Raw genomic sequence first — 15,900 nt, forward strand, 5'->3', positions numbered from 1 at the left:
CGAGGACGAACCATGGTTTACGAAGATCTCTACATCGCGGGCGCCGGGTCCTGGCTGCCCAAGACCGTCTCGGTCGAGGAGGCGGTGGCCGACGGCCGCTGTGAGCAGGCCGCGGCCCAGCGCACCCGAACCCGTCGGGTCGCCATCGCCGGGCCGGAGGACTCTCAACCGGACATGGCCGTGCACGCGGGCAAGCAGGCGCTGCTGCGGTCCGGGCACGACCCCGCCGACGTCAACCTCGTGCTGCACGCGGTGGCGAACTACAACGGCCTGGACGGCTGGAACGCCGCCTCGTACGTGCAGCACCACACGGTGGGGCAGTCCGGTGTCTCCTACGAGATCCGACAGCTGTCCAACGGAGGTGTCGCCTCGATCCAGCTCGCCGCCGCCTACCTCGGGGGCACCCCTGGCGGCGCGGCGCTGATCACCGCGAGCGACAAGTTCACCGAACCCGCCTGGAACCGGTGGCGGGCCAGCGCGGGACTGCTGTTCGCCGACGGCGCGTCGGCCGTGGTGCTGTCGCGGCGATCAGGCTTCGCCCGGGTGCGCTCGGCGCTGACCGTCTCCGACCCGGAGTTGGAGGGGTTGCAGCGTGGTGAGCAGCCTTTCCGCGACTACGCCGACCCGGCGCAGTACCCGGTCGAGCTCGAGGCCCGCACCCTCGAGTTCTCCGACGTGATGCCGCTGGACGAGAGCGGACCGCGCCGCGGTGCGGGGATGCGCACCGCGGCGCGGCAGGCATTGGCGGCAGCGGACCTCAAGATGTCGGACATCAACCGGTTCGTGGCGCCCAACTTCGGCTATGAGCTGATGCGGCTGTCCTGCCTGGTGCCACTGGGCATCGAGTTGGAGCAGACGACCTGGGAGTGGGGCAGCCAGGTCGGGCACACCGGGGCCGCCGACCAGTTCGCGACGCTCGCTCATCTCGTCGAGACCCGCGAGGTCTCCACCGGCGACCACGTGATGCTCATCGGCGTGGGTGGTGGATTCAACTGGACGGCAGTCGTTCTGGAGATCCTGGATGTGCCCGACTGGTCCGTAGGTGCCTAGGGGCCACCGCTGACCGCGTGCAGCCTGATCAAGTCTGGGAAGCGGAACCAAGCCGTGCCGGTCGGCTTCGTTCCGACGATCGAGAGCAGGTGGGCGTCCACGAGCGCTTCCATCAGGGGCTCGACCGACAGCTCGGGCAGGTCGAGCAACTGGGCGGCGGTCGGGATGTCGAACCTGGTCGGGCCCAGCCCGCACAGCTTCATCAGGGAGGTCTTCTCGAACGAGCTCAACCTGCCCCTGGCCGATTCGAGGCCGTCTCGCACGGTCAGGCTGCCGGTGCTCAGCTCCGCCAGCCGTCGGCTCTCGACCGCCAGGCGATCCGCGAACTTGCGCAGTGTCCACACTGGCCGGGAGAGGAGTTTCTCGGCGGCGATCCGGATGGCCAGGGGAGAGTGGTCGCAGAGCTCGACGATCCGCCTGGCCTGGTCGGGGTCCTGTGTCGTCCGGTCGGTTCCCAGCACGGATGTGAGCAGCGCGAGTCCCGACCGGTCGTCCAACGCGGTCAGGCCGATCGTCGTCGTCACCGCTAGGCCGCGCGCCCTGACCCGGGAAGTGATCAGCACTGCCGAACCCGGCCCGCCAGGCAGCAGGGGCAGCACCTGGTCGACCGAGGCCGCATCATCCAGAAGGACGAGCAGCCGTCGGTCAGCCGCCGCGCTGCGGAACTGCTGCGACCGGTCGTGCGTCGTGGCGGGGATTTGCCGCTCCTCGTGTCCCAGTGCGTGCAGAAAGGAACCGAGTACGTCGAACGGGTCCACCGGTCTGCCACTCGGATCATGGAGCTGGGCCACCAGCTGCCCGTCGTTGAATTTGTGCCGCAGTTGGTGCGAAAGGTGTACGGCGAACGCGCTTTTGCCGATTCCCGCCTGACCGTTCAGCGCGACCAAGGGGAGCCGGACGGACGACTCGTCGATGGCCGCGGCCGCCTGTGCCAACTCGCGTTCGCGACCGACGAAGTCGTTGATGTCGAACGGTAGTTGCGCGGGCACGGCCGCGGCTCGGACAGTGATCTCGATCGGGTCGCGAGTGGGTTCGGGCCGATCGGCGAGCAGTTCCTGGTGCAGCTGTCGCAGCCGGTGCGCGGGCTCGATGCCCAGTTGTTCGACCAGTCGCCCCCGCAGGGCCCGGTAGGCCTCTAGTCCCTCCACTCGTCGGCCCGACCGTGCGGCGGCGATCATCAGTTGCGCGGTGAACTCCTCGTGCAACGGAAACCGCGCGCAGAGTCCGGTGAGTTCGCCGATGAGCATCCGGTGCTCGCCCAACCGCAGATCCGCTTCGATTCGCTGCTCGAGCACGGCCATCCGGCGGTCGCTGAGCAACGCCGCCTGGCCGCTCAGCACCGACCCCATGTCCAGATCGCCGAGCGGGTCACCGGTCCACAGGGCCAGCGCCTGGCGCAGGTGCGCGGCGGCGGCCTTCGCATCACCATCACGGAGTGCCCGGTGTCCCTTGTCCGCCAGGCGTTCGAACTCCCACAGGTCCAGTTGGTCATCGTCGAGTCGCAACAGGTATCCGGGCGCGCGAGTCTGGATCAGGCTCCGCTGCTTGTCCGCGTGCTCCAGCGATTGCCGCAGCTGGTAGACGTGGGTCTGAACGGTCTGCCGAGCGCGCTTCGTCGACATCGCTCCCCATAACTCCTCCACGATGGCGCCCAGCGGGACGACGTGATTGGCGTTGAGAAGCAGCATGGCCAGCAAGCGTCGCGGCATCGTGGCGCTCGGGATCCGCCGAGCACCGGCTTCATCGGCGGCGAGCGGACCTAGGACGCGAAAGCGCATGGTTCCCCCAGTGTTCGGTGTCGCGGGTCTGCCTACGGGGCGTTCAAGCCGCTAGCCCGCCACCCACCGGGTCCAGTCGGTGACACCGGAGTCGGCCGCCGGTGCGTCTTGGGTGTCCGTTGCCCGGTAGACCTCGGTCCACGATGGCGGTCGCACCTCGGACGCGCTGGTGTGCCGCGCGTGCTCGCCACAGGGCACACCGGCCACGGCGCGAAGTTGCTCCCTCATCGCGGGATCAGCCACCGCCTGGGCCAGGAAGTGGGTGGACGCCGCCTCGCCGTGTTCCGCCAGGACCCTGCGCACAGCCAGGGCGGCCGCGCTCTCAGCGGTTGCGGCGTGCAGATGCCTCCCATGCTCCATTCGCCGCAGCACTGCGCCTTTCGCCGCAAGCCGGACGAGCACCGTCATTATGGTCGTGTAAGCCAACTGTTTTTCCTGGGCGGCATTCACCTGGTTGAGAATTTCCCGAACAGTCAGCGGCCCAGACGATGACCAGAGGATGTCGAGAACAGTGTTCTCGAGTCCCGACCGCATACATTCGCCCCTTCGTCGGACCCTGTTCCCCATTTCCGGCCGTAGGCTACCCAACAACTGGACGGTTTTGTAGAGTGCGCCACGGGGTGTCCACGCTGGGGGAAGGCAGGCAAGTGGCTGGAGAGCGGGCGGCGTTACGTGACCGGAATCACGAATGTCGACAAGTAGTCGACATGCTCAGCGGGCCCACTCGGAAACAGAACGCGATCGTGTTCGAGGGCGCGTACGGGATCGGCAAGACGCGACTACTACAAGAATCCGTAGAAATAGCCGCAGCTCGGAGCATTGCGGTGGTCGATTGCTCTGCTGAGAGCGGCGATCTCGAAATCGGCGAATGCGTGAGTCCGATATCCGCTCGCCCCTATCGGGTGGCGATCGCCGACCTCGGCACCGCCTTGGCGGGGCTGGGATCGTGCCCGTCGGTACTGGTCGTCATGGACGACGCGGACCACCTCGGCGCCGAGGCGGTGAACAAGGTCATGGCGAACGGGGTGACCGCACCCCACGTGTCCTGGCTTGTCGCGACAGCGGACAGCGCGGTTTCGGCCGAGTTCGCCGACGGCCTCGGTGTGCCCGCGATCCGACTGCGGCCGTGGTCGGATCAGACCGTCGCCCAAGTCGCCCGCGACCACCTGGGTGCCGCGTGCGGACGTGAACTCCTTGAGCTGCTCGATGTGGCGGGCGGCGTACCACTCTTCGTCGTCGGCATGATCGAGGGACTTGAGGCCGAGGGCAGGTTGCGGACCGTCGACGGTGAGATCCGGCCGACTTCCACTCGGCTGCCCCGACGAGTTCTCGACCTCGTCGAGTCTCGCGTGTGCGGGCTGTCGCCCAAGGCGTTGAAGCTGCTCCGGGTCGCGGCGATGCTGGGGACACGCTTCGGCGTCGCCGAACTCGCCGGGCTGATCGGGGAGAGTGTGGCCGCCAACCTTCTCGAACTGGACGAAGTCCTTGCCACTGGTGTGCTGCGGACGACTGGTGACCGGTTCGCCTTCGACCACGAACTCACCCGCATGGTCATCGCCCGATCAGTGCCCGCGCTGGTACAGCGCGCGCTGCGCGAAGACGTCGACCGTGTCCGAACGTCCGCGGCCAGCCGGATCGACTCGGACCCTGAGCCGGTCCGCGCGCCGCACGCCGTGCAAGCCGTCGGGGCACTGGCCGCGGCGGGCAACTTCGCCGCCGCGACCCATCTGGCGGAAGAGACGCTCGCGCAAGGCGTGCACGACACTTCCGCGGCCGAGCTGCGCGGACTGCTCGCCCACCTGCTCCTGTGGCGGGGAGACCAGTCCGGGGCGCTCAATGCCGCGGATGAGGTCATCGCGGGCGAGGACGTCCCGGTGACGATCACCGCCGCCGCGGCGGCGGGCAGGCTGCTGGCGCTGTCGATCGGTGACGAGCAGCGCGGCAGACACGAGGCGGAGCGACTGCTCGACGGTCGGGAGGGCACTGCCGATCTCGCCGATGCGCTCTTGGCCCGCGGCCTGGTCGCGGACGGCTTGTTCACCAGCGGGGACCTCGTCGCCGGCCTGCGGGTCATGCGTGAGACCGCGGCGAGGGCGGCCACCCACCCGTGGTGGGGCGCCTGGCACCGACTGTCATTGGCCGCCCGGCTCGGCCAACTCGGCTTGGACGCCGAGGCAGGCGAACTCGTCGGCAATCTGGTTCCCGAGTCCGATCAGTGGGGTCTGGCCATGAGTTCAGGTCGCTCCGGCGTCGAGCGGGCCCGGCTGTCCGCCCGGCGCGGCAAACTGCGGGACGCCGCGACGGCGGTGCGGGTCGCGCTGTCGACGGCGAAGCAGGCGGGCTGCCCGCTCTTCGTCCCGGACGGGCTGGCGATCCTCGCCAAGGCCGCACTCGCCGACCGCGACCTGCCCGGCGCCGTGCAGCACGTCAAGCATGCTCGCGCGGTGGCCCGCGAGGCCGCCGTCATGCCTTCCGTCGCCGTGGACTGGATGGATCTGCGGCTGACCGCCGAGACCCACGGCGCCCGTGCCGCCGTGCACCTGGTGGAAACCAGGATGGCGGGGCTGGTCACATCGAGCGGGCTGTACCTGGACGAGCCAGGCGCCGCCGCCTGGCTGATCGACCTCGGTCGCGGCGTGGGCAGCCGCGAACTGGCCAATACCGCACTGGTCGTCACGCAGTGGCTGGCGGAGTCGAATCCGGGGTTCGCCCCGGTCGCCGCGGCCGCGGTCCACGCGCGGGGCCTGCACGATGGCGATCCCGAGTTGCTGTCCCGCGCGGCCGCCGAGCACACCGATCCCTGGGCGGCCGCGCTGGCCGAACGAAACATCGCGGAGTTGGCGACCGCGGGGGATCAGCGTCCCGAACGGCTCGCCGTGGCTCGGCCGGTCGATCTGGAGCAGGAGTGGGACCGGCTCACCGACACCCAACGCGGCATCGCGCGTCTGGCCGGAGCGGGGATGACCAACCAGCAGATCGCCCGCCGGGTCCAGCTCTCGCCGCACACGGTGAACTATCACCTACGCGCCATGTACCGCAAGCTCGGGATTTCCTCGCGCGCCGAACTCGCCCGCTTCACCTGAGTTCGGGCGGCCCAACATCTGCAGCACGCTCGCCGTCATGGGGGTCACCGCGCACCGTTTCGCCGCATAGGTCACCGCCATCATGTGCTCCTCGCGGGAGAAGTCGGCGATGGCGTCGGCGACCAAGAAGGTCTCGATGTCGTTGGTGTACGCGTCGCACGCGGTCATGAGGCAGCCGACGTGGGCGAAGACACCGCAGACGATGAGCTGGTCTCGCCCGCTCTCCCCGAGCAACTCCAGAAGGGTGGATCGGTGGAACGCGCTGTAGCGCCACTTCGTGAACACGTGGTCGCCCTCAGCGGGCTCGATCCCGTCGACGATCTTGCGGTGATCGGCCGACACGGTCATGCCCGGCCCCCAGAAATCCTTGAGCAGCCCCCGCTGTTCGTCGGTCATCCCGCCCGGCTGGGCGGTGTAGGCGACGGGGACGCCGAGTGCCGCGCACCGGTCCCGCAGCAGACGCACGTTGTCCACCAGCGGTACGACCGGGGACTCCCCAGGGGGAAACGGGCGGAGGAAGTAGCGCTGCATGTCATGGATCAGCAAGACGGCGCGACGCGGATCTGGTTGCCACCGGGCGATGTTCACCGGGATCTCGTCCTCGGTGGGCATCGCGTAAGGCTCGATCGTGGGGATTCCCATGTTGGCTCCAAGTAGGTTCGTGGGTCGGTTCAGGCGCCCAGCGCGGCGCCGCCGTCCACGCACAGTTCCTGCATCGTGATGTGGTTCGCCGCGTCCGACAGCAGAAAGACCACGGCGTCGGCGATGTCGTCGGGCTGGGCGATCTTGCCGAGTGGAATACCGACCCGAAAGGCACCGGGTGACCCGACGATCGCGTCCGCCGCGCCGTCTGCCCCGGTCCACAGCGCGCGCATCATCGACGTGTCGGTCGAGCCAGGGGAGACCACGTTGCAGCGGACGTGAAAGGCCGACAGTTCGAGCGCCAACGTCTTCGTGAACGCGATCGACGCCGCCTTGGACGCCCCATACGCGGCCATCGACGTCCTCGGGACGTTGGCCGCGTTGGAGGCGACCGTGACGATCGCGCCCTGCTTGCGCTCGACCATTTTCCGCGCCGCGGCGCGAGAGGCGAGGAACACGCCCTTGGTGTTGACGTCGAACGTCCTCACCCAGTCCTCCTCGCTGAGATCCAGTGCGTGACCTGTGCGCAGCACGCCGGCGGTGTTGACGAGGAAATCGATCCCGCCGAAGCGGCGCTCCACCCGGTCGACGGCGGCGTCGACAGCTTCGCCCGACGTCACGTCGGCGGTGACGAACTCCAGGCGATCACGATCGCCGCCCAGGCGGTCGGCCAAGGCGTCGAGTCCCGCCTGGTGTCCGTCGAGCGCACCCACAAGCGCGCCCTGGGACAGGAGCTTGCTGGCCACCGCGGAACCGATCCCACCCGCGGCGCCGGTCACCACCGCGACCTTGCCTTCCAGCCCTCGCATCCGCACGTCGTTCTCCTTCACGGTGTTCGCATCGCCAGAGCGACGCCGGTGCGGGCGGCGCGCCACTCACGCACGACTTCGTTGGCCTGGCTCGGGTTGAGGCGTGGATCGCAGTGGGTCAGATAGGGCGGCGCGCCCGGGGTGCGGAGCTGGTCGAACTCGGCGTCGGTCCGCACGCACTCCAGGACGTCGTCCGGCGTGATCTCCAGGTGCAGGCCTCCCGGTGTCCCGCCCTCGGCGTCGACCGCGGCCCGGAAACGCCACGTCTCGGTCACCACTTGGTCCAGCCGCCGGGTCTTGTGACCGTTCCCGGTCGTCGTGATGTTCGCGTGCATCGGGTCGCAGAGCCAGATCACGGGGAATCCGGCCCGCCGGACAGCGCGCACCAAGCCCGGGAGTCGCTGCGCTACCGAGTCTGCGCCTAGTCGGGCGATGAGCGTGAGCCTGCCGGGCTCGCGCCCGGGATCAAGCTTTTCGCACAGGGCCACCAGGTCGTTCGCGGTCATCGTGGGACCGACCTTGCACGCCACGGGGTTGACCACGGCGGCGAGCAACTGCACATGAGCGCCGTCGAGCTGCCTAGTCCGGTCGCCGATCCACGGCCAGTGCGTCGAGGTCAGCAGGTGCTTGTCCTCGTGGATAGGGCGCAGCAGCGGCAGCTCGTAGTCGAGCACCAGCGCTTCATGGCTGGTCCACACGCGATCGCCGCGTGCGGCACGGTGGCGCAGGTAGCGCGTCGCCGTCGAGGCCGCGCGGTAACACTCGACCAGGCGCAGCGGATCAGCTTGGCGCAGGTCCGCGTCCGGCCGTGGATCGTTGATCATGTGGCCGCGGAATACCGGCAACTCCTGGTCGCCGTGGCGCTCGGTGGGCCGCGACCGCGGCTTGGCGAACTGCCCCGCGAGCCTGCCGACCCGAACCACCGGGCGGCCGGAATCGGCGCCCATCCTGGTGGCCAGGGCGTCGAGCAGGTGGGCTTTGCGCTCGACGAGCTCTGGCACGCACTCCGACGGATCCTCAGCGCAATCGCCTGCCTGTAGCACCTGGCCGCGGCCTTCGGCGACGTCGGCGAGCGCCGCGCGCAGCTCGTTCACCTCTGAGGGTGTGACCAGCCACCCGGCCGCGGACAGCAGATCGCGGCTTTTGGCCAGCAGCGGACCGGCCCACGTGGGCTGTTGGGCCGCCGGAGCCAAGCCCCATGTGATCACCTCGCGGTCATCGCCAATCTGGTTGGTTCTCGGACTTTCCGGCATGCGGGTATGCGAGAGCATCGCGTCCTTTTCCCCCAGGCACTCTTTATCTCGGCCTCGACTTCGAGGTTAGCATCGAATAAAACGAGAAATGACTACTATTAGCGGTAGTTGGATCGTGCGCGTCGCTACACCCGTGTAGTAGCCGAATTATTTACGTGAGCAGTGTCCTCCGCCGGTCATCGGTAATAGCGTGGCGATTGGTGGGTTGTTCAGGGAAACAGCGTCTTTGTGCGGACTGCCGCCCGCCGCCATGGGGAGGGAACTCGAAATGAAACCGGTGGACGTCGATCGCCTGCTCGCGGGCGAATTACCCGCATTCGCGTTGCTGCATCGACCGCATTCGCCCGCGGGCGGTGGCGTCGATCTGCTGACCGGCGATGTTCTCGAGGTCCCCACCCTCGCCGACCTGCCGCAGGTCCGTCGCAAGGCAGGCGCGGGCCACGACCTGCTTGCCCTGATTCCGTTCCGGCAGATCGCCGAGCGCGGCTTCGACTGTGTCGACGACGGCACACCGCTGGTGGCGCTGAACGTGACCGGGCAGTCGACAATCACCGTCGCCGAGGCACTCGCCGGGATTCCGGATGAGCCGGTGGCGGTCACCGGTGGCGAATTCGACATCGACGACGAAAGTTATGCCGCCATCGTGCGGCGTGTTCTGGCTGATGAGATCGGCCGCGGCGCCGGGGCGAATTTCGTCATCAAACGGTCATTCGCCGCGCGGCTCGACGACTACACCCCGAGGACCGCGCTCACGATTTTCCGACGTCTACTCGAAGGCGAGACCGGCGCGTACTGGACCTTTCTGATCCACACCGGTGACCGCACCCTGGTCGGCGCCACTCCGGAGCGACACGTGAGCAGTGTCGGCGGGCGGGTCGTCATGAACCCCATCAGCGGTACCTACCGCTATCCGGAGGAAGGCCCGGACCCGGCGGGCCTGCTCGACTTCCTCGCAGACCAGAAGGAGATCGACGAGCTGTACATGGTGGTCGACGAGGAGCTGAAGATGATGGGCCGCGTCTGCGCGGAGGGCGGCCGGGTGACCGGCCCCTATCTGCGCGAGATGGCCCGCGTTGCCCACACCGAGTACCTGCTCGACGGGCACAGCGACCTGCGGGCCACCGACATCCTGCGCGAGACGATGTTCGCCCCCACCGTGACCGGCAGCCCGCTGGAGAACGCCTGCCGGGTGATCAGCAGATACGAACCCGTCGGCCGCGGCTACTACAGCGGTGTCGTCGCCCTGCTCGGCACGGACGGCAACAACCGGCCGACGCTCGATTCCGCCATCGTGATCCGCACGGCGGAGATCGGTCCCACGGGTCGGATGACCGTCGGCGTCGGCGCCACTCTCGTTCGACACTCCGACCCGGACTCGGAGGTCGCCGAGACCCGGGCGAAGGCGGCGGGCGTGCTGGGCGCCATCCGGGGGGAGCGGCTGTCGAAGCGGGACGCGGGCCTCCCGGCTCGGCTCGGCGCCGATCTCGCGGTGCGCGCAGCCGTGGCCGGGCGTAACACGCAGCTGGCCACGTTCTGGCTGACGCCTCCGCAGGGACGCCACCAGCCGGTCGACGAGCTGCTGGGGCGGCGCGTCCTGGTCGTGGACGCCGAGGACACCTTCACCGCGATGCTGGCCCACCAACTGCGCGCGCTCGGGCTGGACATCACGATCCGCGGTCACCACGAGCCGATCGACCACGAGGGTTTCGACGCCGTGCTGGTCGGCCCGGGGCCAGGGGACCCGCGCGACGGGGACTCGATCAAGATCGGTGCGCTCCGACGGATCACCGACGCGCTGCTGCGCGATCGCAAGCCGTTTGTCTCCGTCTGCCTCGGGCACCAGGTGCTGTCGGGGCTCCTCGGGCTGTCCCTGCGCAGGCGCGATGAGCCCAACCAGGGGGCCCGTCTTGAGATCGAGTTGTTCGGCAGGAGAACTGTCGTCGGGTTCTACAACACCTTCGTGGCCTGGTCGCCCCATGACGTCGTCGACAGTCCTGGCTACGGTGTGTCGGTGCGGGTCAGCCGCGATCGTGCGACCGGTGAGGTGTACGCCTTGCGCGCGCCGTGGTTCGCCTCCATGCAGTTCCACGCCGAGTCGATCCTGACCGAGGACGGACCGGCGATCCTCGCCGAAGCCTTCGCGGCGGTGCTTGCGCACGCCCCCGTTCTCGACCCGACGATCTAGGAGCCGACATCCCAATGGCAACCGTGGTCATCGCGGGCGGTGGAATCAGCGGAGTCGCGGCGGCCTTGGCCGTGGCCCGAAACGGCCACCGTGCGACGGTCCTGGAGCGCAACCCTGAGTTCGGCGAACTGGGAGCGGGAATCCAGTTGGGGCCCAACGCTTTTCGCGCGCTGGACCACCTCGGCGTGGCCGACCGCGTTCGGTCCGGCGCCGTGTTCATCGACGAGATCAACCTGATGGACGGGATGACCGGAGACCGGATCACGTCGCTCCCGCTGGGAGCGGAGTTCTCGGAGCGCTACCGCTACCCCTATGCGGTGGTCCACCGCGTGGATCTCCATGCCGCACTGCTGGACGCCTGCGGGCAGTCTCCGCTGATCGACCTGCGGACCGACTGCGCGGTAGCGGGCTACACGGTGGATGGTGCGACGGTCTCCGTGCGACTGCCTTCGGGGGAGGTGGTCACCGGCGACGCGCTCATCGGCGCCGACGGGATCCGCTCCGCGGTGCGCCGCCAACTGGTCGGCGACGGCGAGCCTCGCGTCTCGGGCCACACGATCTACCGTTCCGTCGTCCCTATCGAGCAGGTCGCCCACGAGCTGCGATGGAACTCGGTGACCCTGTGGGCAGGCCCGAAAATGCATGTCGTGCACTACCCGATCGCGGGTGGCCGGTTCTTCAACCTCGCGGCGACGGTCGACGACGGCGCGACCCAAATCGTCACCGGCAAACCCGCTGCGCGTGACCTCGTGATGGACACCTTCGCCGCGTTGGCGCCCGAGACCCGCCGGTTCCTCGACCAGGGGCAGGACTGGCGCACCTGGGTGCTGTGCGACCGAGACCCGGTGCCCCGTTGGACCGACCGCCAAGTCGTCCTGATCGGGGACGCGGCTCACCCGATGCTGCAGTACGCCGCCCAGGGCGCGTGCATGGCGCTGGAGGACGTGGTCTGCCTCGACGGGCTGTTGAGCCAGGGGGAGACCGACTTCGTCGAGCTGTTCGCCGCGTTCGCCGCGGCGCGGACCGGCCGCACGGCGTGGATCCAGGGAGTCTCGCGGGCCATCGGCGAGGAGGTCTACCACCCGTCGGCCTCCGCCGCCGACGAGCGGACGCGGTGGCTGTCATCGCTCTCCGCCGCGCAGGTGCACGAGCTTGTGGATCCGCTCTACCTCGGTCCTGTGACCGCAGACATCGCCTGACTGGAGATATCCCGCCATGCCTGAGCTCACTGACACCACGCTGATCCGCGCCGGAAGCGTCTACACCGCCGACAAAGACGAGACGCTGCACAGGCCCGGTTCGGTGCTGGTAGCCGGGGGGCGCATTGCCGCGGTCGGTGCCCCCAGTGACGTGGACGCGGTCGTTTCCGCGCTGCCCGAACATGTCCGCGGATCGATGCGGACCCTCGACGCGGCCGACATGATGGTGCTGCCGGGATTCGTCAACGCGCACTGGCACGACATGTTCGCCGCCCGGCTGCCCTTCCGCGGCGCATTGCGTGATCCGTCCGATGTGAGTGATGAGCCCGGATTCATGGCCGCCGGCGGCGATGTCCGCAAGGTCTCGCTCGGGTTCGACTCGTTCAGCGCCATGATCGACGGACTGTCCGCCGACGAGGCCGGTGCCATCGCCCGGTACTCCGTGTGGACCCAGTTGCGGGCGGGCAGCACGACGCTGGGCGACACCGGATCGCTGAACCGGCCTGAGGCACTGGTCGCCGCCGCCGAGGAACTGGGTGTCCGCCTGTCGGTCAGCACCTGGGCGGCGGACGCGGTCTGCGCGCCCGGCGAGACACGCGCCCGGCGCACTCAGGACACCGACACGGTGTTGGCCGGGATCGAGGATTTGCTGCGTCGGTTCCGCGGTCGCGGGGACGGCCGCATCCGGGTCCGCCCGTCGGCGCTGTACACGCCCAACATGTCCGACGAACTCGGCGCCGGACTCGCCGCGCTGGTCTCCCGCTATGACACGGACTTCGTCACCCACGTCGCCGCGCTGCGCAACGAGTCGGACATCGTCACGGAGTACTTCGGCACCTCGCCGGTGCGCAGGCTCGCCGACCTCGGCCTGCTGTCCGAGCGGACGATGGCCGTCCACTGCGCTTTCGTCGACGCCGAGGAGCGCGAGCTGCTGCTCGACGCGGGCGTCCACATCAGCCACTCCCCGGCCAAGTACGGGGCGACCGGCGAGTCCACGATGACCGAGACGCGGGCGATTCCCGAGTTGGCCGCGGCGGGCCTGCCGGTGTCCCTGTCGACCGACGCCAGTGTCTACCCGATCGGCGGGATGGCCGAGGCCATGCGCGCGGCCTGGCAGACGCACAACGAGATGTACGCCGATCAGACCAGGGTGTTGCCGAGCACCGCGCTGGCCATGGCCACCCGCGTCGCCGCTCAGGGTCTCGGTTGGGCCGACGAGGTCGGCAGTGTCTCGGTCGGTATGCGGGCCGATCTGGTTCTCGTGCCGACGGGGGACTGGCGTTATCTGCTCAACCCTCGTCCGCTCGAGGCCTATCTGACTCTCGGTGGCTCGGCCGATGTCGACACAGTGATGGTCGGCGGGCGTGTCCTCTTGTACGGCGGCCGGTCGACCGAGGTCGACGAGCGAGAACTGGAAACCGACTACCTGCACGCGTTGCGTTCGTTCTCCAGCCGCCACCTGCGTATCCCGGCGGAGGTAATCGACCGGGTGATAGCCGTGCGGGCGGGCGCGGCCGAGCCCATCAGCCGGTGATGCCCGAAGGCGCGAACATGGCTCGCAGGGTGCTGTCGAGGATGGCGGGGACGTCGTTCACGGCCAGCCTGCCGACTTCGACCTCCCTGGCCGCCGCGTCGACGATGCTCGAGAACACCGTGCTCAGCCAGTGCGTCGGCAGGTCCGTGCGGAACACACCCTCAGCCTGGCCCCGGGCGATCAGTCGAGTCACCCGGTCCAGCCCGGTGCCATGACGTTCGCGCTGCCCGCGCACGGTGGCGGATATGAGGTATCGGTAGCGCCCGAGTGTCATCCAGGAGGATCGAATCAGCGCGGTCAACACCTCATCCGCGCGTCCGACCTGGGACACATCGTCGAACGCCTGGCGCGCCGCTTGGGCCGCGTGGTCAAGCGCAGCCGCGACCAGCGCCTCCCTGCCGGTGAAGTGGGTGTGGAGAGTGACCCGGCTGACGTCGGCGGCTCGGGCGATGGCGCTCATGCTCACGTCCGCGCGATCGTGGAGGCAGCGCGCCGCCGCCTCCACGATCGCCCTTCGGTTCCGTTCCGCGCCGACTCGCGGTTGCCTTCCGGCAGGCGCGGGTGGTCCGGCCGGCACCGGCGTCAGTGCGCGAAAATCGGGCCATCGCTGTCCGGCTTGCCCGCGGGCAGCAGCACGGGGGCGATCACGGCGACGATAATCGCCACGATCGCGCAGGCCAGGAAGGCGTCCTGGAATCCAGTGAGCGTGGTCGTGTGCGCCCCGCCCACGCTGGCTCCCGCGATCGCCGCGACCAGCGCGATACCGAGTGAGGCGCCGAACTCGTGGTAGGTGTTGATCAGCCCGGAATGCAGGCCCGCCTCGGCGTGGTCGACGCCGTGCATCGCGCTGGTGGTCGCCACGATGAACATGCAGGCCAGCCCGGCCGCCGCGATGACGAACCCGGGCAGCACCTCGCCGAGCGCGCTCGGGTCGCCGGAGATCCGGCTGAGCCAGAAGAACCCGCCCGCGGCCAGCACCATGCCGATCACCGCGATCGGCCGCCAGCCCGCATGCGCCAGGCCATGGGCGCACAGGTGCACCGCGACGACCATGCCCAACGCCACGGGCAGGAAGGTGAGCCCGGTCTGCATCGCCGAGAACCCCGCCACGTTCTGCAAGTACAGCGAGCACAGGAAGAAGCCCGCGATCAGCAGACCCGCACCGGCCAGCATCGACACACCGCCCGAAACCACGGTGCGCTTGCCCACCACACCCAGCGGGACGAGGGGTTTCGCGGCTGACCGCTCGACGAGGACGAAGGCCACGGCCAGCACCACGCCGACGATGATCGGCAGGTAGGTGCCAGGCGCACTCCAACCCGCATGGCCCGCCGTGATGAGCCCGTAGATCACCGCCGCGGTGGCCGTGGTCATCAGTACCGCGCCCAACCAGTCGATGCCGCCCTGCGTGCCGCGTCCGGCCGAGCGCGGCAACAGGCGCAGCGTCGCGGCGAGCACGGCGACTCCGACGGGGACGTTGATGAAGAACGCCCACTCCCAACCGGGTCCACTGGTGAGCGCGCCGCCGACGAGCACGCCGATGGCCGACCCAGTGCCGCCCACCGCGGCCCACGCGCCGAGCGCCTTGTTCCTGTCGGCGCCGTGGAAGGTGGTGGTGATGATCGACAACGCTGCGGGCGAGAGGAACGCCGCCCCCGCTCCCTGTACGAGCCGGGACACGATGAGCATGCCGCCGTTCGCGGCGAGGCCACAGGCGACCGAGGCGATGGTGAACACAGCGAGGCCGGCGAGGAAGACCGCCCGGCGGTCGAAGATGTCGGACAGCCTGCCGCCGAGCAGCAGGAAGCCGCCGAAGACCAGGGTGTAGGCGGACACGACCCAGGGGATGGTGGCCGGGCTCAGCCGAAGGTCCGCCCCGATGCTGGGCAGTGCGACGTTGGCGACTGTGACGTCCAGGATGACCATGAACTGGGCGAGACACAGCACCACCAGCACCGACCAGCGGACGCCGGAGCCGGACCTCTCGGCGTCCGGCGGGGTCTGCGTATGGCCGTGGCCATGGCTTGCGGCCGGGGAATGCCCCACAGTGTGCTCCATAAGTCGAACGGGTGTGTTCGAGAAAGTATCGCCAAGGTCGTCGAACTAAGTCAAACACCGTTGTACGGTATTGCTGTCTTGACCGACTTGATGGCGGAGAGCATCGACGAGGTGGTGGCCCCACCTCGTCCAGCCCTCCGTACCATGTGGACAGTTCAACTACTACGCGCTTGATCACCTGCGGCGACTCCAGCACCGCCGCGTCGACGGGACCCTCCAGTGGTACAACGCGTACGCGAGCCTCCGGGGTGACGTCGCCAGGCGCCCCACCGTCCTGGTCGCCGGAGCCGGGTGTGACCGGCTGCCGCG

The 15,900-nt window shown here is 69.0% G+C and carries 12 protein-coding genes; 5 read left to right on the plus strand and 7 right to left on the minus strand.

Annotated features, from left to right (window positions below):
* Nucleotides 1–12: 12 nt before the first annotated feature.
* Complete coding sequence (locus tag GPZ80_RS02150) at nt 13–1,050, plus strand: ketoacyl-ACP synthase III family protein (RefSeq protein ID WP_187218026.1); 1,038 nt, start codon at nt 13–15, stop codon at nt 1,048–1,050.
* On the opposite strand, the gene GPZ80_RS02155 is transcribed toward GPZ80_RS02150, so the two are convergent.
* Nucleotides 1,047–2,759 carry an AfsR/SARP family transcriptional regulator gene (locus tag GPZ80_RS02155; RefSeq protein WP_222718755.1) on the minus strand — a complete coding sequence of 571 codons (1,713 nt, stop codon included), beginning with the start codon at nt 2,757–2,759 and terminating at the stop codon, nt 1,047–1,049. The two genes, GPZ80_RS02150 and GPZ80_RS02155, sit on opposite strands and share 4 nt — an antisense overlap.
* Before the next feature lie 120 nt (nt 2,760–2,879).
* Nucleotides 2,880–3,395 carry a BlaI/MecI/CopY family transcriptional regulator gene (locus GPZ80_RS02160; protein WP_312880058.1) on the minus strand — a complete coding sequence of 172 codons (516 nt, stop codon included), beginning with the start codon at nt 3,393–3,395 and terminating at the stop codon, nt 2,880–2,882.
* A 305-nt stretch (nt 3,396–3,700) separates the two neighbouring features.
* Here GPZ80_RS02160 and GPZ80_RS33595 point away from each other — a divergent pair, with 305 nt between their 5' ends.
* Nucleotides 3,701–5,911, plus strand: coding sequence for a helix-turn-helix domain-containing protein (locus tag GPZ80_RS33595; protein WP_187218029.1), 2,211 nt, complete (start codon nt 3,701–3,703; stop codon nt 5,909–5,911).
* Here the strand turns inward: GPZ80_RS33595 and GPZ80_RS02170 are convergent.
* From GPZ80_RS02170 to GPZ80_RS02180, 3 genes are read right to left on the minus strand one after another with little or no spacing between them, the layout of a single operon-like run.
* Nucleotides 5,849–6,553, minus strand: coding sequence for an isochorismatase family protein (locus GPZ80_RS02170; RefSeq protein WP_187218030.1), 705 nt, complete (start codon nt 6,551–6,553; stop codon nt 5,849–5,851). The two genes, GPZ80_RS33595 and GPZ80_RS02170, sit on opposite strands and share 63 nt — an antisense overlap.
* A gap of 29 nt (nt 6,554–6,582) precedes the next feature.
* Nucleotides 6,583–7,362 (minus strand): 2,3-dihydro-2,3-dihydroxybenzoate dehydrogenase, encoded by a 780-nt coding sequence (locus GPZ80_RS02175; protein ID WP_187218310.1) that lies wholly within the window; start codon nt 7,360–7,362, stop codon nt 6,583–6,585.
* Between the two features lie 17 nt (nt 7,363–7,379).
* The gene (locus GPZ80_RS02180; RefSeq protein ID WP_312880059.1) at nt 7,380–8,570 is read right to left on the minus strand and encodes a 3-deoxy-7-phosphoheptulonate synthase; all 1,191 of its coding nucleotides are present in this window, start codon (nt 8,568–8,570) and stop codon (nt 7,380–7,382) included.
* A gap of 313 nt (nt 8,571–8,883) precedes the next feature.
* Between GPZ80_RS02180 and GPZ80_RS02185 the strand changes: the two genes are divergently transcribed.
* Genes GPZ80_RS02185 through GPZ80_RS02195 form a run of 3 tightly spaced genes read left to right on the plus strand, consistent with a single transcriptional unit; the run spans nt 8,884 to nt 13,533 of the window.
* Nucleotides 8,884–10,800 (plus strand): chorismate-binding protein, encoded by a 1,917-nt coding sequence (locus GPZ80_RS02185; RefSeq protein WP_187218032.1) that lies wholly within the window; start codon nt 8,884–8,886, stop codon nt 10,798–10,800.
* 14 nt (nt 10,801–10,814) lie between these two features.
* Complete coding sequence (locus GPZ80_RS02190) at nt 10,815–11,999, plus strand: FAD-dependent monooxygenase (RefSeq protein ID WP_187218033.1); 1,185 nt, start codon at nt 10,815–10,817, stop codon at nt 11,997–11,999.
* A 16-nt stretch (nt 12,000–12,015) separates the two neighbouring features.
* The gene (locus GPZ80_RS02195) at nt 12,016–13,533 is read left to right on the plus strand and encodes an amidohydrolase family protein (RefSeq protein ID WP_187218034.1); all 1,518 of its coding nucleotides are present in this window, start codon (nt 12,016–12,018) and stop codon (nt 13,531–13,533) included.
* Here the strand turns inward: GPZ80_RS02195 and GPZ80_RS02200 are convergent.
* Both GPZ80_RS02200 and GPZ80_RS02205 read right to left on the minus strand, forming a co-directional pair.
* Nucleotides 13,523–14,110: a TetR/AcrR family transcriptional regulator gene (locus tag GPZ80_RS02200; protein WP_312880060.1), complete on the minus strand. Its 588-nt coding sequence runs from the start codon at nt 14,108–14,110 to the stop codon at nt 13,523–13,525. The two genes, GPZ80_RS02195 and GPZ80_RS02200, sit on opposite strands and share 11 nt — an antisense overlap.
* A 5-nt stretch (nt 14,111–14,115) precedes the next feature.
* Complete coding sequence (locus GPZ80_RS02205) at nt 14,116–15,579, minus strand: MFS transporter (protein WP_222718756.1); 1,464 nt, start codon at nt 15,577–15,579, stop codon at nt 14,116–14,118.
* Nucleotides 15,580–15,900 lie beyond the last annotated feature (321 nt).

The organism is Actinokineospora xionganensis, from assembly GCF_014323725.1.
In the GTDB taxonomy this organism is placed as follows: Bacteria; Actinomycetota; Actinomycetes; order Mycobacteriales; family Pseudonocardiaceae; genus Actinokineospora; species Actinokineospora xionganensis.